At 68.2% G+C, this 18,878-nt stretch carries 18 protein-coding genes; 14 read left to right on the top strand and 4 right to left on the bottom strand.

The genetic code is table 11. The annotated features are described in order from the left end of the window. The first annotated feature begins 23 nt into the window (after positions 1–23). Complete coding sequence (locus BM355_RS07015) at positions 24–1,238, top strand: globin domain-containing protein (protein ID WP_342715246.1); 1,215 nt, start codon at positions 24–26, stop codon at positions 1,236–1,238. A gap of 9 nt (positions 1,239–1,247) precedes the next feature. Here the strand turns inward: BM355_RS07015 and BM355_RS07010 are convergent, their stop codons facing one another. Continuing rightward, positions 1,248–1,985 (bottom strand): winged helix-turn-helix transcriptional regulator, encoded by a 738-nt coding sequence (locus BM355_RS07010; RefSeq protein ID WP_177227872.1) that lies wholly within the window; start codon positions 1,983–1,985, stop codon positions 1,248–1,250. Between the two features lie 36 nt (positions 1,986–2,021). Next, the gene (locus tag BM355_RS07005; RefSeq protein WP_091696527.1) at positions 2,022–2,558 is read right to left on the bottom strand and encodes a DUF488 domain-containing protein; all 537 of its coding nucleotides are present in this window, start codon (positions 2,556–2,558) and stop codon (positions 2,022–2,024) included. A gap of 120 nt (positions 2,559–2,678) precedes the next feature. Here BM355_RS07005 and BM355_RS07000 point away from each other — a divergent pair, with 120 nt between their 5' ends. The 6 genes from BM355_RS07000 to BM355_RS06975 all read left to right on the top strand — a co-directional run bounded on the left by BM355_RS07000 (position 2,679) and on the right by BM355_RS06975 (position 8,943). Then, positions 2,679–4,211 (top strand): peptide MFS transporter, encoded by a 1,533-nt coding sequence (locus BM355_RS07000; RefSeq protein ID WP_281247569.1) that lies wholly within the window; start codon positions 2,679–2,681, stop codon positions 4,209–4,211. A 173-nt stretch (positions 4,212–4,384) separates the two neighbouring features. Further along, positions 4,385–4,939: a hypothetical protein gene (locus BM355_RS06995; RefSeq protein ID WP_143109440.1), complete on the top strand. Its 555-nt coding sequence runs from the start codon at positions 4,385–4,387 to the stop codon at positions 4,937–4,939. Positions 4,940–5,027: 88 nt separating this feature from the next. Continuing rightward, positions 5,028–6,404, top strand: coding sequence for an MFS transporter (locus tag BM355_RS06990; protein WP_091696521.1), 1,377 nt, complete (start codon positions 5,028–5,030; stop codon positions 6,402–6,404). Positions 6,405–6,494: 90 nt separating this feature from the next. Beyond that, a complete protein-coding gene (locus tag BM355_RS06985) occupies positions 6,495–7,253 on the top strand; it encodes an SDR family NAD(P)-dependent oxidoreductase (RefSeq protein WP_091696519.1) in 759 nt (252 codons plus the stop codon). Continuing rightward, positions 7,253–8,434 carry an acetyl-CoA C-acetyltransferase gene (locus BM355_RS06980; RefSeq protein WP_091696516.1) on the top strand — a complete coding sequence of 394 codons (1,182 nt, stop codon included), beginning with the start codon at positions 7,253–7,255 and terminating at the stop codon, positions 8,432–8,434. Before BM355_RS06985 ends, BM355_RS06980 begins: the two co-directional genes overlap by 1 nt. Next, entirely contained in the window at positions 8,434–8,943 is a 510-nt protein-coding gene (locus BM355_RS06975) for a nuclear transport factor 2-like protein (protein WP_091696514.1), read from the top strand. Before BM355_RS06980 ends, BM355_RS06975 begins: the two co-directional genes overlap by 1 nt. Before the next feature lie 18 nt (positions 8,944–8,961). Here BM355_RS06975 and BM355_RS06970 read toward each other — a convergent pair whose 3' ends face one another. Next, complete coding sequence (locus BM355_RS06970) at positions 8,962–9,945, bottom strand: amidohydrolase (RefSeq protein ID WP_342715245.1); 984 nt, start codon at positions 9,943–9,945, stop codon at positions 8,962–8,964. A 338-nt stretch (positions 9,946–10,283) separates the two neighbouring features. Between BM355_RS06970 and BM355_RS06965 the strand changes: the two genes are divergently transcribed. The 6 genes from BM355_RS06965 (at position 10,284) to BM355_RS06940 (ending at position 14,184) form a co-directional block, all read left to right on the top strand. Further along, on the top strand, positions 10,284–10,805 hold the full coding sequence (locus BM355_RS06965; protein ID WP_091696512.1) for a mycothiol transferase: 522 nt from the start codon (positions 10,284–10,286) through the stop codon (positions 10,803–10,805). A gap of 97 nt (positions 10,806–10,902) precedes the next feature. After that, positions 10,903–11,289, top strand: a complete 387-nt coding sequence (gene gcvH, locus BM355_RS06960) for a glycine cleavage system protein GcvH (RefSeq protein WP_091696509.1) — start codon at positions 10,903–10,905, stop codon at positions 11,287–11,289. Between the two features lie 88 nt (positions 11,290–11,377). Further along, on the top strand, positions 11,378–11,848 hold the full coding sequence (locus BM355_RS06955; protein WP_091696507.1) for an FHA domain-containing protein: 471 nt from the start codon (positions 11,378–11,380) through the stop codon (positions 11,846–11,848). A 158-nt stretch (positions 11,849–12,006) separates the two neighbouring features. Then, positions 12,007–12,693, top strand: a complete 687-nt coding sequence (ftsR, locus tag BM355_RS06950; protein ID WP_091696504.1) for a transcriptional regulator FtsR — start codon at positions 12,007–12,009, stop codon at positions 12,691–12,693. A gap of 39 nt (positions 12,694–12,732) precedes the next feature. Then, positions 12,733–13,362, top strand: coding sequence for a bifunctional nuclease family protein (locus BM355_RS06945; protein WP_091696502.1), 630 nt, complete (start codon positions 12,733–12,735; stop codon positions 13,360–13,362). A gap of 228 nt (positions 13,363–13,590) precedes the next feature. After that, a complete protein-coding gene (locus BM355_RS06940) occupies positions 13,591–14,184 on the top strand; it encodes a MerR family transcriptional regulator (RefSeq protein WP_245760650.1) in 594 nt (197 codons plus the stop codon). A gap of 1 nt (position 14,185) precedes the next feature. On the opposite strand, the gene BM355_RS06935 is transcribed toward BM355_RS06940, so the two are convergent. After that, entirely contained in the window at positions 14,186–15,013 is an 828-nt protein-coding gene (locus BM355_RS06935; RefSeq protein ID WP_091696497.1) for a ParA family protein, read from the bottom strand. 388 nt (positions 15,014–15,401) lie between these two features. On the opposite strand from BM355_RS06935, the gene BM355_RS06930 reads away from it, so the two are divergent. Next, positions 15,402–18,845: a pyruvate carboxylase gene (locus tag BM355_RS06930; protein ID WP_091696722.1), complete on the top strand. Its 3,444-nt coding sequence runs from the start codon at positions 15,402–15,404 to the stop codon at positions 18,843–18,845. Positions 18,846–18,878: the final 33 nt, after the last annotated feature.

Genomic DNA, 18,878 nt, shown 5'->3' with positions numbered 1-18,878 from the left:
GAGCGACCCACCCAGGAGCACCCATGTCGTTGAAACTCTCCCCTGACCATGAGGCGATCGTCGCCCAGACCGCTGGCGTGGTCGCCGAGCATGCCGAAGAGATCACCAAGGTGTTCTACCCGGACATGTTCGAGGCTCACCCCGAACTGCTCAACGTCTTCAACCGGGCCAACCAGGCCATCGGCGAGCAGCCCAAGGCCCTGGCAGCCTCCGTAGTGGCCTTCGCCGTGCACCTGATCGACCCTGACGCTCCGGACTTCACCCCGGTGATGCAGCGCATCGCCCACAAGCACGTCTCCTTGGGCATCAAGGCACCCGAGTACCTGATCGTGGGCCGCTACCTGCTGGGCGCCGTCAAGAAGGTCCTGGGAGACGCCATCACCCCGGAGATCGCCGCCGCCTGGGACGAGGTGTACTGGCTCTTCGCCACCGCACTGATCGCGGAGGAGGCCAAGCTCTACGCCTCAGCCGGGACCGATCCCGAGCAGCCCTGGCGTCAGTACCGCGTGGTGGAGCGGTTCGAGGAGTCCGACCACGTCTTCTCCCTGCTGCTGGCACCGGTCTCCGGGCAGGTCCCCGAGCACCGCACCGGTCAGTACGTGGCCATCGCCGTGGACCTGCCCGAGGGCATCCGTCAGCCGCGCCAGTACACCATCTCCTCCGGCCCGGGCGGGAACACGCTGCGCGTGACCATCAAGAAGGTCATCGGGGTGGACGGCAATCCGGACGGTCAGGTCTCCGGTTGGCTGCATGAGAACGCCCAACCCGGCACCGTGCTGGATGTCTCCCAGCCCGCCGGTGATGTGGTCCTGGACGACGGCGACACCCCGCTGGTGCTGGTCTCGGCCGGGATCGGCATCACTCCGGTGGCGGCCATCGTGGAGGATGTCTCCCGGCGCCAGCCGGACCGCACCGTGCGCCTGTTCCACGCGGACAAGTCCCACGCGGACCACGCCCTGTACCAGAGCCTGCGCCGCCAGGTCCTGTCCATGTCCGACGCCAAGGCCCAGAACTGGTATGAGAAGGACGCCGAGACCGCACCGACCCTGCACCCGGCCAGGTCCGGTTTCATGGACCTGGTGGATGTGGAGCTGCCACAGGAGGCCCAGGTGTTCATGTGCGGCTCCCTGCCGTTCATGCAGGCCGCCCGCACGTCCCTGATCAGGCAGGGCGTGCCCAGCGAGAACATCCACTACGAGGTGTTCGGTCCGGACCTGTGGGCCCAGCAGCCGGTGTGATCGGTGGGGTCAGCTGACCCCGTCCTCTCCGGTTCTTGCGAGCTGGGCGCGGTAGGCCTGCACCGCCTCCGCTCCCAGCTCGCTGTCCTGTGCTGAAGGGTCGACGCCGGCCGGCCGGGTCACGCGGGCAGCCTCGCCTCTCCGCCCCAGCACCAGCAGGCAACGCTCGCGCCCGACGAAGGGGTGGAGCCGACGCAGCTCCAGGGGCCCGCCGGCCTGATCCAGCTGTGCCTGCACCAGGCGGGCGTGGACCGAGCAGACCTCGGGTTCGTCTGAGTCCATCAGCGCCTCATAGATGCAGGGGCGCAGCCCGACGGTCAAGTCCTGTTCGTCGACGTGCGGCTCCATGCCGGCATCCTCGAGATGGTCGTAGAGGGCGTCCAGCTGGTGGACGGCCTCCACCCCCAGCGTGTGGCTGTGGTCCAGGTCCGGCTCCAGTCCGCGCAGGATCTCACCCCGTGCCCGGGCGTCCCTCACCCGCCGCTCAGCCGCAGGACTGTGCTCGGCCTGACGCACGGGCGACCAGCCCAGGGGAGGGCGACCGCGCCGGCCGGTCTCCACCGGGGCACTGACGATCAGCCCCTCGTCCTCCAGCACGCGCAGGTGGTCACGTGCGGTGTTGACCGGCAGGCCGGTCTCTGCGGCCAGCTCCTGGAGCCGCCGACCTGGGGCGCGCTGGATCGCATGCAGCAGCAGCACCCGGCTGCGCTGCGTCAGTCCTCGGTAGTCCTCCACTCGGCGCGGCACGGCGACCATTGTAGAAGGACGCGCTGAGCGTCAGCCTCACTGGGCCGGATAGGTGACCTGGCCGTCGTCGGGATCCGCCACCGCACCGGAGGTGAGTTCAGCGGGGACGGTCGTGCCGGCCTCCATCAGGTGCAGCACCTCGTGGCCGCGGGCCACCAGATGATCGGCGATGATCCGCCGGTGGCACCGCCACCACACGGCCTCCGAGCACATCACCGCCAGGCGCGTCCGGGCGCCCCAGCCGATCAGCTCCTTGAGCCCGCCGGCGAAGGGGGTAGAGAGCGCGTAGTCCGCGTAGTTGTGGAAGCTGCGGTTCTCCCAGAAGCCGTTGACCTCGTCCGGAACGGAGCGATCGCGGCTCCGGCGTCCACCGAGGGCCTCCGCGCGGCGGTAGGAGATGCCGTGCTGGGGCAGGGACTGCTCCAGGGCATCCTGGTTGAACTGCGGATGGCGGTTCGACCCGGGAAGTCGACGCACATCCACGACCAGCTCGACCTGCGCGGAATCCAGCAGCTGGACGAACTCCTCCAGCGTGCGGGTGGAATGGCCGACCGTGAAGAAGGGATGGGACATCTTCTCATCGTCGTCCGCCGGACCCCGCGCGTCCAGGGAACCCCCAGGAATATGTGTTGGTTTTCACATTCTCTCCACTGTGATTTGCATTTCATCGGGCGGAAGAGGAGGGTACTGCGGGTGAATCGTCAAGAACCGCCCACGATCGAGCCCGCAGCCGTCTCCGGTGCCGGGGCCACACCTCCGCGCGATGCACGCGAACCCGGAGAGCGTGACCTGAACCCGAGCGGCAAGACCTTCCTGGGACAGCCGCGCATGCTCGCGAGCCTGTTCAACGTGGAGATGTGGGAACGGTTCTCGTTCTATGGCATGCAGGGCATCCTGCTCATCTACATGTACTTCCAGACCACCGAGGGCGGCCTGGGCATCCCGGAGCCGGTCGCCGCCGGGATCGTGGGCGCCTACGGCGGCATGGTCTACGTGTTCTGCATCATCGGCGGCTGGATCTCCGACCGGCTGATCGGCTCCGAGCGGACCATGTACATCTCCGCCGTGCTGATCATGCTCGGACACATCGGCCTGGCGCTGGTCCCGGGCATTCCCGGCCTGATCATCGGCCTGGTCCTGGTGGCCCTGGGCTCGGGCGGACTGAAGGCCAACGTGGCCAACCTGGTCGGCAACCTCTACACCCGCGAGGACCCGCGGCGTGATGCCGGCTTCTCCATCTTCTACATGGGCGTGAACATCGGCGGCCTGCTCGGCCCGCTGCTCACCGGATGGCTGCAGAAGGAGTGGGGCTTCCACTTCGGCTTCGGCCTGGCAGCGGTGGGCATGGCGATCGGTCTGATCCAGTACACGATCGCCCGCAAGAACATGCCCGAGTCCGTCCACGTCGTGCCCGACCCCCTGCCGCGCAGCCAGTACCCCACGTGGATCGGCATCGCCGTGGCAGCCCTGGCTGTGGTCGCCGTGCTGCTGCTCACGGGAGTGGTCAACGCCGCCAACCTGGCCGACGTCGTGGTCATCCTCTCCGCCGTGGCCGCCGCAGGCATCTTCATCCTGCTGCTCTCCTCCACCAAGGTGGACTCCCTGGAGCGCTCCCGCGTGTGGGCGTTCATCCCGCTGTTCATTGGTTCGGCGGCGTTCTTCGCCCTGTTCCAGCAGCAGTTCACCGTGGTGACCATCTACTCGGACACCCGTCTGGACCGGAACATCTTCGGCTGGGAGATGCCGATCCCGTGGGTGCAGTCCATCAACCCGGTGTACATCATCCTCTTCGCTCCGCTGTTCGCCCTGCTGTGGACGAAACTGGGCAAGCGCCAGCCGAACACCCCGGTGAAGTTCGGCCTGGGCATCATCCTGATGGGCGCGGCGTTCCTGCTGTTCCTGCCGATGGTCTCCACCCCGTCCGTGCCGGTGATGTGGATCGCCCTGGTCCTGTTCTCCGCCACCATGGGCGAGCTGCTGGTGTCCCCGGTGGGTCTGTCCCTGTCCACCAAGCTGGCCCCGGCCGCGTTCCCGGTGATGATGGTGGCCCTGTACAACCTCTCCGTGGCACTGGGCACCGCGCTGTCCGGGTCCCTGGCCGGCTACTACTCCCGCGAGACCGAGGCCAGCTACTTCGGGATCCTGGGTGCGGTGACGATCGGGATCGGTGTGGTCATGCTGCTGATCTCCAAGCCGATCCACCGCGCCATGAAGGGTGTGGACTGACCTCCTCAGTGCACCTCGCATAGACCGATTGGGACCCCTGTCCGGCTGACCGCCTGGCAGGGGTCCCGTGCATGTGCATACGAAAGTCGGTAGAGACTCGTGCTGACCGTTGGAAAGGTGGGACACCGGACCTTTCGACGTCGGGGCGGAAGGCCAACTGCAGAGGGGGAAGCATGACTGACCATATTCCGGACTGGATCATGGCTCTGTCAGCGGTTGCAGCGCTGGTGGCTGCCGTGATCGCCGGCATCATCTCTTACCGGCTGCTGAAGGTTGAAGTCCGACGTGACGCCGCCAGCCGGACGCGAGAGCGGGCCGGGCAGGCAAGTCAGGTTTCAGCGTGGTGCATCCTGTTCGAGGACTTCGACACCGCCAGACTCAACTCCAAGGAGGTGCCTCCTGACAAGAACGGCCTCAGGATCCAGAACGGATCAGCGACACCGATCTACAACGTCGAGATCCTCAGTCGCGATCGGACAGGTCAAGAGAAGCGTCCCTTGAAACTCGAAGTGCTGCCGCCGGGGGACTACGTGGTCACCTCGCATGCGACCTACAACTGGGGATTCCCGTACTCCGTGGAAGCCGCGCCCGGGTCAAGCACACCGATCACGAAGAACCGCACGTGGGTCGTCACCAGTCTGTCATTCAACGACTGCCACGGCAGCCGTTGGCAGCGACTCACGGACGGATCGCTGTCTGAGCTGCCCACCGGGGCAGAACCATCATGACTGCGCCTGACTGAACACCAGGACCCCTGTCCGGCTGACCGCCTGGCAGGGGTCCCGTGCATCTGCCGTGCAGGAGTACGCTCACCGGGTGAGCACCCATCCGGGCCAGATCACGACGACGACGCCACCTCGCCGCACCGCCGCCGAGCGAGCCCGCACCTTTCGCGGGATCCTGGTCAACACCGCCGTGGCGAATCTGACCACGAGCTATCTCTGGTTCTCCCTGACGTTCTGGATCTACCTCGAGACGCGCAATGTGATCGCCACCGGCGTGACCGGCGGGATCTACATGCTGCTGCTGGCCGGGTCCTCCATCAGCTTCGGAACGTTCGTGGACCGGACGCGGAAGCTGCGGGTGATGCAGTTTGCCGCCGCGTTCACGCTGGTGATGTTCCTGATCGCCGGGGCCCTGTGGCTGATCTCCCCGCAGGAGTCCATCTCCGCCCTGGACCAGCCTTGGTTCTGGGCGATGGCCGCCGCCATCCTGATCGGCGCGGTGGTGGAGAACATGCGCAACATCGCCCTGTCCACCACGGTCACCATCCTGATCGATCCCGATGACCGGGCGAAGGCGAACGGCCTGGTGGGCATGGTCCAGGGGATGGCGTTCATGGTCACCTCGGTGCTCTCTGGTCTCTCCATCGGCCTGCTGGGCATGGGTGCCACCGTGGCGATCGCCGTGGTGCTGACCGCCGCGGCGTTCGTGCACCTGCTGACCCTCTCCCTGCCGGAGGAGATCCGTCCCGCGCCTTCGGACTCCACCGGGGCGTTCGACCTCGCCGGGTCCTGGCGCGCCGTGGTGGCCGTGTCCGGCCTGTTCGCCCTGATCCTGTTCTCCACCTTCAACAACTTCATCGGCGGGATCTACATGGCCCTGATGGACCCCTATGGGCTGGAGATGTTCACCGTGGAGCAGTGGGGGATCGCCTTCGCGGTGGCCTCCACGGGGTTCATCGCCGGTGGCGCGGTGATCGCCAAGACCGGGCTGGGCCGCAATCCGCTGCGCACCATGCTGCTGGTGGTGATGGCCATGGGGCTGCTCGGCGCCCTGTTCACCATCCGGGAGTGGGCCTGGCTCTATCTGGTGGGGATCTGGCTGTACATGGCACTGTTCCCCGCGGTCGAGGCTGGCGAGCAGACCGTGATCCAGCGTGTGGTCCCCCTGGAGCGGCAGGGACGCGTGTTCGGCTTCGCCGGCGCGTTCGAGGCCTCGGCTGCTCCGATCACCGCCATCCTGGTCGCCCCCGCCGCCGAGCTCTGGATCATCCCGTACGCCCGCTCCGAGGCCGGTGCCCAGGTGCTCGAGCCACTGCTGGGCACCGGCACCTCACGGGGGATCGCGCTGATCTTCCTGTGCGGCGGCATCCTGATGGTCATCGCCGCGGCGATGGCCTTCCTCACCCCGGTCTACCGCCGGGTCTCCGCCGAGTACGCCGAAGCCGCCCGTGCAGACAACCCTGTGTGAGGTGGACAACACCGGGATGATCGGACATCCTACGAAGGCGGGCGGCACAGTGGCCGTTCGCATTCTGCATGCCCCGCGAAAGGACAGCCCGTGGACCTGACCAACTCCTCCGCCATCGTCACCGGGGGCGCCTCCGGACTGGGCGCCGCCACCGCAGGCCTGCTGGCCTCCCGTGGGGTGAAGGTCATCGCCCTGGACCTGCCCGCTGGGATCGAGAAGGCCCCTCAGGTCGAGGGCATCACCTATGCCCCTGCCGACGTGACGAATGAGGAGCAGGTGCGTCACGTCGTCGGGAAGGCTGTCCAGGCAGCGCCGCTGCGACTGGCCGTGAACTGCGCGGGGATCGCCACCGCCTCCCGGATCCTGAGCAAGAAGGGAACCCATGACCTCGGACTGTTCGCCAAGGTCATCCAGGTCAACCTGATCGGCACCTTCACCGTGCTCACCCTGGCCGCCGAGGCGATGGCGCAGCAGGAGCCGCTGGATGCCGACGGGCAGCGCGGACTGATCATCAACACAGCGTCGGTGGCAGCGTTCGAGGGGCAGATCGGACAGGCCGCTTACGCCGCCTCCAAGGGAGGGGTGCACTCCCTGACCATCTCCGCTGCGCGGGACCTGGCCCAGTCCGGCATCCGTGTCAACACCATCGCCCCCGGGATCGTGGAGACCCCCATGATGGCCGGCATCACCGAGGAGTACCGCGAGCGGCTGGCACAGGACGTGCCGTTCCCGCAGCGTCTGGCCCAGCCCGCCGAGTATGCGCAGCTGGTGGAGATGATCGCCGCACACGACTACCTCAACGGCACCACCATCCGGATGGACGGCGCACTGCGGATGGCCCCGCGCTGATGTCTGCGGAGACGGGAGCCGCAGGAACGGCCTACATCGTGGACGCTGTGCGCACCCCCGTGGGGCGGCGCGGCAAGGGACTGTCCCAGGTGCACCCGCTGGACCTGGCGGCGGCACCATTGCGCGAGCTCGTGGAGCGTGTGGGCGTGGACTCGGCGGAGTACGACGAGGTCATTCTGGGATGCATCGACCAGTTGGGTCCCCAGGCCATGGACATCGCCCGCAACGCCTGGCTGGCCGCGGGCCTGTCCGAGCAGGTTCCCGGCACCACGGTGGAGCGCCAGTGCGGGTCCGGCCAGCAGGCCGTGCACTACGCCGCCCAGGCGGTGATGAGCGGGACCTCTGACCTGGTGGTGGCCGGGGGAGTGCAGTCCATGTCCGCCCTGCCGCTGAGCCACTCCAACGTGGCCGCCGCCGAATTCGGCTTCCCGGACCCGTTCACCGGATCACAGGGCTGGTCCCAGCGGTACGGGGACCAGGAGATCTCCCAGTTCCGGGGTGCCGAGATGATGGCCGAGCGGTGGGGGTTCAGCCGGGAGGACCTGGAGGCCTTCGCTGTCCGATCCCACGAACGGGCGCTCGCCGCCCAGGCCGAGGGGCGGTTCGACCGGGAGATCCTGCCCCTGGCCGGGCTCAGCGCCGATGAGGGACCACGGGCTCCGGACCTCGAGAAGATCCGTTCCCTGGCACCGATCGTCGAGGGCGGACTGCACACGGCGGCCACCGCCTCGCAGATGTCCGACGGAGCCGCAGCCCTGCTGATCGCCTCGCCCGAGGCGGTGGAGCGTCACGCCCTGACCCCGCGCGCACGGATCCACCATGTCTCCGCCCGTGGCGACGACCCGGTCATGATGCTCTCGGCCCCCATCCGGGCCACCCGGCATGCCCTGGAACGGAGCGGGATGAGCCTGGAGCAGATGGACCTGATCGAGATCAACGAGGCGTTCGCGGCGGTGGTGCTGGCCTGGCAGTCCGAGCTGGGAGCTGACCCGGAGAAGGTCAACGTCAACGGCGGGGCGATCGCCCTGGGGCACCCCATCGGCGCCACGGGCGCACGCCTGATGACCTCCCTGCTGCACGAGCTCGAGCGGAGAGACGCGCGCTGGGGGTTGCAGACCATGTGCGAGGGCGGCGGTCAGGCCAACGTGACGATCATCGAGCGCCTCGACCGGGTCTCCTGATGCACCCGGCCATCCTCGCCTGGGCCGACCGCCGGCTGGACCTGGAGGCCATGCGCGAGCAGCTGGCCGAGGACGTGCAGCTGGACTCTCCGCTGACGGACGCCTTCACTTTCACCGGTCCGGACCAGGTGATGGCGGTGATGGAGTCGGCGTTCGAGCTGCTCGAGCAGATCGAGATCCACAAGGTCACCGGTGCTGCGCGGACCTACGCCCTGTACGGGACGAGTCGTCTGCGGGGCAGGAACCTCGAGGAGATCCAGAGGCTGGAACTGAGTCCAACGGGAAGGATCCAGAAGATCACCCTGTTCATCCGGCCCGTGCCCGCCGCTGTCTCCCTGCTGGCATTGATCGGACCGGAGCTGGCCCGTCGTGGCGTGCTCACGCGCAGAGCGACCGTGGCCTCTCGGGCTGCAGCACCGATCGCCTCGGTGCTGCGCGCTGTGGAGACCTCGGTCATGCCCCGTCTGCGCCGCCCCGGTGTCACGGGTGGGCCGCACCGGACGGACTGAACCGACGTGCCTGGCCGCTCAGGCCAGCCAGGCCCGCGCGGCCACGATGATCGCCTCGGTGCCGGCCTGCAGAGTCGGCCCGGGCTCCGGTGCGAAGTAGGGGGAGTGGTTCGCGGGAATGGTCCCCTCCTCGCCACCGGCAGCCGCCTCGGCATGGCCGCCGCCCAGCCCCCAATAGACAGAGGGGGTGCCGAAGGCCTCGGGGATCACCGCGAAGTCCTCGCTGGCGGTCTGACGGTCGATCGGCTGCAGGTCCTCCCCGAAGTGCTCCGCGAAGGCGACACGAACGCGCTCGGAGGCATCGTCGTCGTTCACCGTGACGGGGAACCCGTCATGGAAATCGAACTCCGGCTCCTTCGGTGACCCGGCTGCGGCACACTCGCCCCGGACGATCCGATCGATGGCGGCCAGCACCTGGGCTTCGGTCTCCTCGCTGTACGTGCGCAGGTTCAGTTCCATCACGGCTCGGTCGGCGATGATGTTCGACTGCGTGCCGGCGATGATCTGACCGACCGTGACCACGGCGAACTCACCCGGAGGCAGCTCGCGGGAGACGATCGTCTGCAGTCGACCCACGATCGCCGCCGCCAGCACCACCGGATCCACCGTCAGGTGCGGTGCCGATCCGTGGCCGCCTTCACCGTGCACCGTGATCTTCAGGTTCGCCGCCGTGGAGTAGAACGGGCCGGGCCGCACGCCCAGCTGACCGGCCGGAAGCGCCAGCACATGCTGGGCGAAGGCGATGTCCGGACGGGGCACCGGCTCGGTCAGCCCGGCGTCCACCATGGACTGCGCACCGGCGCCCTGCTCCTCGGCCGGCTGGAACAGGGCGATGAAGGTGCCCGCCCACTGATCGCGATGTGCGGACATCCACTCTGCGGCCGAGATCAGAGCCGCCACGTGCACGTCATGCCCGCAGCCGTGCATCACGTGCACATCTTCGCCGCCAGGCCCCGTGGCCGTCTGGGTGCTGGCGTAGTCCAGTTCTGTCTGCTCCTGCATCGGCAGGGCGTCCATGTCCGCTCGGACCAGGACCACCGGTCCCTTACCCGGGGGAGGACCCCCACCACGCCGGTGGTCCCCACGTTCTCGTGCACCTCGAACCCGGCCTCCCGCAACGCCTGCGCCGCGATCCCCGCTGTTCGGGTCTCCTGGTGGCTCAGCTCCGGGTGGGCGTGCAGGTCCTGATAGAGCTCCAGCTGGCGTTCAGCGAGCTCTGGAACGCCGACCAGGGGAGTGCGGTCGGTGCGTGAGGAATCGTTCATGGAACTCACCCTAGAGACCACGGAACCCCTCGCTGGGACTGGCCGGCCGTCGTCGGGAAGGGAGAGACTGGATACATGGACGCACTCGACCTGCTCAACGACCTGGCCCAACGCCCCCTGGACGCCCTGGGGTACGTGCAGGACCGGTGGGATCCCCGCCGCCTGAACGCCCACCCGGGAGGACACCCGAACTCGCCGGCGTGGCTGCTCTGGCATGCCGCGCGGGAGATCGACGTCCAGGTGGCCCACCTCTCCGGACGAGACCAGGTGTGGACGGCCCAGGGGTTCGACGAGCGCTTCGGTCTGGAGGTGGACCCGGACGACCTCGGCTACGGCCACACCCCCGAGCAGTCACGCGCCGTCACCGTCTCCGAGGATGCCGCCGGTCTGCAGCTGCTGCAGGACCACCTGGCCGCCGTGGTGGCACATGCCCAGGAGTACATCGGAACCCTCAAGGAGACCGACCTGGACGAGGTCATCGACCGCAGCTGGGATCCACCGGTCACCCGGGGCGTGCGCCTGGTCAGCGTGTTCGACGACGCCGCCCAGCACGTGGGCCAGGTCGCCTATGTGATGGGGATGGGCAGGGGCGACTGAATGAGGGCAGGTCAGCTGTAGGCGGCGCGGTGGCGCAGGTGAGTCTGCGGCACTACGCTCAGAGCACCAGGTACGACCGACGCCTCCAGGAGGAACCATGACCTCGATCCCCGACCAGCTGCGCTACAGCTCCGAGCACGAGTGGATCAGCGCTCCGGATGCGGACGGCGTGGTGCGCGTGGGCATCACCGACTACGCCCAGGACGCCCTGGGGGACGTGGTCTACGTGGACCTGCCCGAGGTCGGGGCCGAGGTCACCGCGAACTCCGTGGTGGGCGAGATCGAGTCCACCAAGTCCGTCAGCGACATCTACGCCCCCGTCAGCGGCACCGTGCGCGCCCGTAACGAGGACCTGGACGGCGAGCCCGGTGTGGTCAACTCTGCGCCGTACGAGGCCGGATGGCTGCTGGAGATCACCCTGTCAGACCCGTCTGAGATGGACGGTCTGCTCGACGCCGCAGGCTACCGCGACCAGGTAGGCTAGTCGGGCCGACGCGCACGGGTTTTCGCCCCGGCGTGTCCCCTGCATCGGACGGGCTTCTGAGTCCGCCCACGAACACCTCGGAGGAGTCATGCCACAGGACGGAACCCCCCACCCGGGCGAGCAGCATCAGTGGGAGTCGGACCCGGCCACGGCGACCACCAGCATCGGCCTGCCTGACCTGGGCGATGCCCCGGTCGGCGAGCACCAGCTGGACGAGGACAACCGCGCCGCGGTCAACGCCCTGCCGATCGGCTCCGGGCTGCTGGTGGCACACGCAGGTCCCAACCAGGGGGCCCGGTTCCTGCTGGATCAGGACGTCACCACCGTGGGCCGGCACCCCAACGCCGACATCTTCCTGGACGATGTCACCGTCTCCCGGAAGCATGCCGAGTTCCGCCGCTCCGGCACCGGGTTCCTGGTGGCGGACGCCGGCTCGCTGAACGGCACCTACGTCAATCACGATCGTGTGGACTCCGTGGTCCTGCGTTCGGGCATGGAGGTCCAGATCGGCAAATTCCGCCTGACCTACTACGCCGGGACCCAGCACACCACTGCCTGACGGTCTCGGGTCCGCCCGTTCCGCCCGTCACTGTCCGCCCGTCGTCCACAGCTGAGGTTCACGTGGTCTCATCCGCTTCGTCCGCATCATCTGCATCGTCTGCCCGACTCCCTCTGGCCGCCGCCTCGGCCGCCGGGGGAGCCGGTCGGCGTGCCGTGATGAACATCGGCGAGGTCCTGGGCGAGCTGCAGCAGGACTTCCCCCAGGTGACTGCCTCCAAGATCCGGTTCCTGGAGGAGAAGGGGCTGGTCACTCCGCAGCGCACGGCCGCCGGGTACCGCAAGTACACCGATGCGGACGTGGACCGGCTCCGGTTCATCCTCGCCCTGCAGCGGGACCAGTATCTGCCGCTGAAGGTCATCAAGGACTACCTGGACGCTGTGGACCGAGGGGAGCATCCGGAGTCCCTGCCGGGCGGGCTCACGCTCTCGCCCCGCTCGGTCTCGGACCAGCTCGCCCAGGAGATCGCCGGTCACATCCGTCCGCTGACCCGGGCCGAGCTGCAGGGCATCTCCGGAGCCGGCGGTGACCTGCTGGACTCCTTAGAGCAGTTCGGGATGATCCAGGCTGATGAGGACGGCCGCTATGGCGACCATGCCCTCAAAGCAGCGCGCGCCGCCGTCGTGCTCTCCTCCCACGGGCTGGAGCCGCGTCACCTGCGCCCCTTCCGTGCTGCGGCCGATCGAGAGATCGGCCTGGTGGAGCAGGCCACCGCCGCCATGGCCACCCGCCGCGATGCCGCAGCCCGCGCCCGCGTGGCCGAGGCAGCCCGTGAGATCAGCGAGGCCTGCCTGGGGCTGCACAGCGCCCTGGTGGGCGCCGCGATCGCCGACCTGGACACCTGACCGTCCGTCACCGACCACCTCAACCCTGCGGAGGCATCCATGAGTCTTCCCGACATCGAGATGACCGTGCTGGGCATCCGTGTGGAGCTGCCGGCCAACCAGCCGCTCGTGTTGCTGCAGGACCCGGGCGTGGGCACTGTGGTCCCCATCTGGATCGGCGCCCCGGAGGCCAGTGCGATCGCCCAGTGGCAGCAGGGCCTGATCCCGCCCCGACCCCTCACCCATGATCTGGTGCTGTCTGTCTTGGAGGGTGCCGGGACGAGCCTGGAGTCCGTGCGCATCACCTCGGTGGACGAGGCGGTCTTCCACGCCGAGCTGGTCCTGTCGAATGGCTCCCGCGTGGATGCCCGTGCCTCGGACGCCATCGCCTGTGCACTGCGGGCCCAGGTCCCGGTGCTCTGCGCTGCGGAGGTGCTCGAGTCCGCCGGAGTCGAGCTGGACGAGGATGGCGAGGAGGACGATGAGCCAGCCGTGACCGGGTCCGGTGCGCAGGCGACGGCGCCATCCGGCGCAGGATCTCCCGACGACGGCCCGGCCGGTGAGGCGTCGAGGCAGGCCCAGCCGGGCCCTAGGGATCGGCTGCAGGACCAGGAGCTGGACGAGTTCCGCAGGTTTCTCGAATCCGTGGATCCCGATGACTTCGCCGACGGTGAGAAGGGTCAGGGATGACGCGGTTCATCTCCCGAAGCGGAGCGACACGATGGATCCGTCGCCACTCAGGTCTTTGACCCAGGGCCTCCACGGGCCTACCGTCTGTGTCAGAGGTTCCACTCTGTCAGCCGGTTCGACTCGCACCGGCGGTCTCTGTGGTGCAGGTGAAAATCTGCTCCATGCGGTCCGCCAGAGCCATCTGACGACTTCCTTCCCCAGATGGAACCCCAGACCAGGAGGGTATCTGTGACACCCAAGGGAGAGTCCGGTCAGACGCCGGCTTCACCGCGTGAGCTCGTGACGCGCCCGGGACAGGGAGTGCTGTTCACCGAAGATCTGCCGGTGCTCGACGAAGAGGCCGGCTACCGCGGACCTACGGCCTGCAAGGCCGCCGGGATCACCTACCGCCAGCTGGACTACTGGGCACGCACCGACCTGGTGGTCCCCACCGTCCGAGGCGCCAGCGGATCCGGTTCCCAGCGTCTCTACTCCTTCCGCGACATCCTGGTCCTGAAGGTCGTCAAGCGCCTGCTGGACACCGGCGTCTCCCTGCAGCAGATCCGCTCAGCCGTGGAGCATCTGCGTGAGCGCGGTGTCGAGGACCTGGCCCAGATCACCCTGATGAGTGACGGCGCCTCGGTGTACGAGTGCACGTCTGCCGATGAGGTGATCGACCTGGTCCAGGGTGGCCAGGGCGTCTTCGGCATCGCCGTGGGACGGGTCTGGCGCGAGGTCGAGGGCACACTCGCAGAACTGCCGAGCGAGCACATGCCCTCTGCAGAGGACTTCCCGGGAGACGAGCTCTCCGCTCGCCGCGCCCGGCGCCGCTCCGCCTCCTGAGTCAGGAGCCGCGGCGCGCGCTGCGGCGGTCGGTCTGCGGCCGGTGGATGGTGGCCAGCAGCTTATCGAACAACGCCGAGGACTGTGCCGCGGTCTCGCCCGGCCAGGCGTGGACAGGCCAGGCCGCACCCTGGATCTGCTGCCAGTTGCTCTGCTCCACCAGGTGGACGGGAAGCAGTCGATCGCCGAACATGCGCTCCATCTCGCCCAGTCGGAACTGATGCTCCGTACTGGAGGGGCGGACCCGGTTGGCCACCACTCCAGTGGCACGCACTCCTTGGGCATACTCCTTGCGGAACAGGTCGAGTGCGCGCAGGGTGCGCTCGGTCCCGGCCACCGAGAAGAGGCTCGGCTCCGCCACCAACAGCACATCGGAGGAGGCCGTCCAGGCCATGCGGGTGACGCCGTTCAGAGCCGGAGGGCAGTCGACGAGCACCAGCGCGTAGCGGGTTACCGTGTCCAGCAGGGAGGCCAAGCGGCGCAGCTCGCGCGGCCGGGTGGACGGACGCTCGAACAGCGAGGTGCGCGAGGAGCCGCGCACCACATCCAGCACACGCCCGGAGCCGGCCTCCGCACCACGAGGCTCAGGCCAGCCTGAGGGAACCACGTGCTCGGAGAGCGTGTAGCGGCGCGGATGGCTGAGCAGGGTGCCCAGATCCTGGACGCCGGACTCCTGTGACACTCCGAGTCCGGTGGTGGCGTCTCCATGCGGGTCCATGTCCACCACGAGGGTGGGGATGCCGGCGGCGCGTGCCGCGGAGGCCAGTCCCAGCGTCACCGACGTCTTGCCGACGCCGCCCTTGAGGCTGGAGATGGAGATGATCTGCACGGAGGATGATCCTGACTCTGGAAGGGTGACGGCCAGAGGCCATTCTACGGGGCCGAACGGACAGGCCAGCCTGTCAGACTCCGGTGCATCCGGGCGGGCCAGGCAGAGGGAGGCGCGACTGGCTGGAGGATCGATCGCGATCTCCGTGTCTGTGATCGATCTCATATGACCAGGATGTCGCGTGTGACACACTCGGAGATGATGGGAGCCACACAGGCGTGGCTCCTTCCCGTCATGCCCTTCACCCCACACCGGACGAAGGGACTGGACACGTCCGGTGGACACTCATCGGCGTCAAGGAGGCACTGTGACCACAGCCCAGGAAACGCCCCAGTCGGAGACCCCCGGGGGACAGCAGGAGAACGAGGACCGCGGGCTCGGGCAGGGCATGTTCCGCAAAGTCCTGGTGGCCAATCGTGGTGAGATCGCAGTGCGAGCCTTCCGTGCCCTGTACGAGCTCGGCGCCAAGACGGTGGCCGTCTTTCCGTATGAGGACCGCAACTCCATCCATCGGCAGAAGGCGGACGAGGCCTATCGCATCGGTGAGAAGGGGCACCCGGTCCGGGCGTACCTGGATGTGGAGGAGATCATCCGGGTGGCGGTGGAGGCGGGGTGCGATGCCATCTACCCGGGATATGGATTCCTCTCAGAGAACGCCGGGCTGGCCCGTGCCGCGGCGGAGAAGGGGATCACCTTCGTCGGTCCGCCTTCGGATGTGCTGGAGCTGACCGGGAACAAGGTGGAGGCGCTCCGGGCCGCCAAGCGCGCGGGCATCCCCACGCTGAAGTCCTCCGAGCCCAGCGCGGACATCGACTGGTTGGTGGGAGAGGCCGAGAAGATCGGCTTCCCGATCTTTGTCAAGGCCGTGGCCGGGGGAGGCGGGCGTGGCATGCGCCGGGTCGAAGAGGCCTCAGCGCTGAAGGAGGCCCTCTCTGCGGCGATGCGGGAGGCTGAGACGGCCTTCGGTGATCCGACGGTGTTCCTGGAGCAGGCGGTGCTGCGGCCTCGCCACATCGAGGTCCAGATCCTGGCCGATGGGCAGGGCAATGTGGTGCACCTGTTCGAGCGCGACTGCTCCCTGCAGCGTCGTCATCAGAAGGTCGTGGAGATCGCTCCGGCCCCGAACCTGGATGATTCCATCCGGCAGGCGCTGTACCGGGATGCGGTGAAGTTCGCCCAGGAGATGGGTTATCAGAATGCCGGAACCGTGGAGTTCCTGGTGGACACCGCCGGTGAGCGTGCCGGTGAGCATGTGTTCATCGAGATGAATCCGCGCATCCAGGTCGAGCACACGGTGACCGAGGAGGTCACCGACATCGATCTGGTCTCGGCCCAGCTGCGCATCGCAGCAGGACAGTCCTTGGAGCAGATCGGGATCTCTCAGAACCGGCTGACCCTGCGTGGTGCTGCTCTGCAGTGCCGGATCACCACGGAGGATCCGGCCAACGGTTTCCGTCCGGACACCGGCACGGTCACGGCCTATCGGTCCGCTGGCGGTTCCGGGGTGCGTCTGGACGGCGGAACCGTGTACACCGGGGCAGAGATCAGCCCTCACTTCGACAGCATGCTGGTCAAGCTCACCTGCCGCGGCCGGGACTATCCGACGGCGGTGCGGAGGGCCCGCCGTGCGCTGGCGGAGTTCCGCATTCGCGGAGTGGCCACCAACATCCCGTTCCTGATGAACGTGCTGGACTCACCCGAGTTCATCGCCGCGGATGTGGCCACGGACTTCATCGATGCCCACCCGGAACTGGCCCAGGTCAACCGCAGTCAGGACCGGGGTTCGCGTGCACTGCAGTATCTGGCCGATGTCACCGTCAATCAGCCCAATGGTCCCCGGGTGGAGGGGATCGATCCCCGGACCAAGCTGCCCCGGTACCCCGGTGACAAGACGGATGAGCCTGATCGCAGTCCCTTCGACGGCCCGTCCCAGGCCGCCCCGCCGGCAGGGTGGCGTCAGGTGCTGGTGGAGCAGGGCCCGGAGGGCTTCGCCCGCGCCCTGCGCGAGCAGACGGCTCTGGCCGTCACGGACACCACTTTCCGCGACGCCCACCAGTCGCTGCTGGCCACCCGCGTGCGCACCCGTGATCTGCTGGCCGCCGCACCGGCGGTGGCCCACACCCTGCCGGGACTGCTGTCGGTGGAGGCCTGGGGAGGGGCCACCTATGACGTGGCTCTGCGCTTCTTGGGTGAGGATCCCTGGGAGCGTTTGGAGCGCCTGCATGCTGAGCTGCCGAACATCCCGATCCAGATGCTGCTGCGGGGCCGGAACACCGTGGGGTACACCCCGTACCCGGTCGAGGTCACCCAGGCCTTCGTCGAGGAGGCCGCCGCCACGGGGGTGGACATCTTCCGGATCTTCGACGCCCTGAACGACGTCTCCCAGATCGCTCCGGCCATCGAGGCTGTCCGGTCCACGGGTACTGCGGTGGCCGAGGCAGCCCTGTGCTACACCGGGAATCTGCTGGACCCGGACGAGACCCTGTACACCCTGGACTACTACCTGGACCTGGCCCGGCGGATGGTGGACGCCGGTGCGCACGTGCTGGCGATCAAGGACATGGCCGGGCTGCTGCGTCCGCGTGCGGCGACCGAACTGGTCGGGGCACTGCGCGCCGAGTTCGACCTGCCGGTGCACCTGCACACCCATGACACGGCCGGAGGGCAGCTGGCCACCCTGCTGGCCGCCGCTGACGCCGGTGTGGATGCCGTGGACACCGCTGTGGCCTCGATGGCCGGCACCACCAGTCAGGTGCCGATGTCTGCCCTGGTCGCGGCACTGGAGCACACCGAGCGGGACACCGGACTGGGATTGGACGCCGCCGCGGGCCTGGAGCCGTACTGGGAGACCGTGCGCACCATCTACGCACCCTTTGAGTCCGGCCTGCCCGCCCCCACCGGACGGGTCTACCAGCACGAGATCCCGGGAGGGCAGCTCTCCAATCTGCGCCAGCAGGCCATCGCCCTGGGCCTGGGGGAGAAGTTCGAGGCGATCGAGCAGATGTATGCCGCCGCCAACCGGATGCTGGGCAACATCGTCAAGGTGACCCCCAGCTCCAAGGTGGTCGGCGACCTGGCCCTGCAGTTGGTGGGCATGGACGTGGACCCCGCCCAGTTCGAGGCCGAACCCCAGGACTTCGACTTGCCGGACTCGGTCATCGGATTCCTCTCCGGCGAACTGGGCGATCCTCCCGGCGGCTGGCCGGAGCCCTTCCGCTCCAAGGCCCTGCAGGGGCGCACCGTCAAGGTGGCCGAGCAGCAGATCGAGGATGAGGACCGGGCTGCGCTGACAGCGGCGGGACATGAACGTCGCTCCACGTTGAACCGACTGCTCTTCCCCGGGCCCACCCAGGACTTCGAGTCCAACCGTGAGGAGTACGGTGACACCTCCGTGCTCCACACCCGCGACTGGCTCTATGGGCTGGTCCGTGGCCATGAGCACGTGATCTCGCTGGGCAAGGGCGTCCGCCTGCTCACCACCCTGCAGACCGTGAGCGAGCCGGACGAGAAGGGCATGCGCACCGTGATGGTGACCCTGAACGGGCAGGCCCGCCAGATCACCGTCCGAGATCGCTCCGTGGAGTCCACCGCACGCACGGCGGAGAAGGCCGACACCTCCCAGAAGGGCCAGATCCCTGCGCCCTTCGCCGGCGTCGTGACCGTCACCGTGTCCGAGGGGGACACCGTAGAGGCCGGACAGGCCATCGCCACCATCGAGGCGATGAAGATGGAGGCCTCCATCACCACCCCGGTGGCTGGCACCGTCTCCCGCGTGCTGCTCTCCGGGGCCACCGCCGTCGAGGGCGGTGACCTGCTGGCCGTCGTGGAGTGATCATGCACACTGCCGGATGAGGAGTGGGTGCCC

Source organism: Micrococcus terreus (assembly GCF_900116905.1).
Taxonomy (GTDB): Bacteria; Actinomycetota; Actinomycetes; order Actinomycetales; family Micrococcaceae; genus Citricoccus; species Citricoccus terreus.
The sequence above is the reverse complement of the archived record's forward strand: the minus strand, read 5'-3'. Positions and strand labels throughout refer to the sequence as shown.

Excerpts from the sequence above, each read along its gene's own strand:
- BM355_RS07005 (WP_091696527.1), bottom strand. The coding sequence starts at position 2,558 with ATGTCCCATCCCTTCTTCACGGTCGGCCATTCCACCCGCACGCTGGAG.
- BM355_RS06945 (WP_091696502.1), top strand. The coding sequence starts at position 12,733 with ATGAGTCTTCCCGACATCGAGATGACCGTGCTGGGCATCCGTGTGGAG.
- BM355_RS07015 (WP_342715246.1), top strand. The coding sequence starts at position 24 with ATGTCGTTGAAACTCTCCCCTGACCATGAGGCGATCGTCGCCCAGACC.
- BM355_RS06930 (WP_091696722.1), top strand. The coding sequence starts at position 15,402 with ATGTTCCGCAAAGTCCTGGTGGCCAATCGTGGTGAGATCGCAGTGCGA.
- BM355_RS06980 (WP_091696516.1), top strand. The coding sequence starts at position 7,253 with ATGTCTGCGGAGACGGGAGCCGCAGGAACGGCCTACATCGTGGACGCT.
- BM355_RS06975 (WP_091696514.1), top strand. The coding sequence starts at position 8,434 with ATGCACCCGGCCATCCTCGCCTGGGCCGACCGCCGGCTGGACCTGGAG.
- ftsR (WP_091696504.1), top strand. The coding sequence starts at position 12,007 with ATGAACATCGGCGAGGTCCTGGGCGAGCTGCAGCAGGACTTCCCCCAG.
- BM355_RS06995 (WP_143109440.1), top strand. The coding sequence starts at position 4,385 with ATGACTGACCATATTCCGGACTGGATCATGGCTCTGTCAGCGGTTGCA.
- BM355_RS06970 (WP_342715245.1), bottom strand. The coding sequence starts at position 9,945 with ATGCAGGAGCAGACAGAACTGGACTACGCCAGCACCCAGACGGCCACG.
- BM355_RS06955 (WP_091696507.1), top strand. The coding sequence starts at position 11,378 with ATGCCACAGGACGGAACCCCCCACCCGGGCGAGCAGCATCAGTGGGAG.
- gcvH (WP_091696509.1), top strand. The coding sequence starts at position 10,903 with ATGACCTCGATCCCCGACCAGCTGCGCTACAGCTCCGAGCACGAGTGG.
- BM355_RS06965 (WP_091696512.1), top strand. The coding sequence starts at position 10,284 with ATGGACGCACTCGACCTGCTCAACGACCTGGCCCAACGCCCCCTGGAC.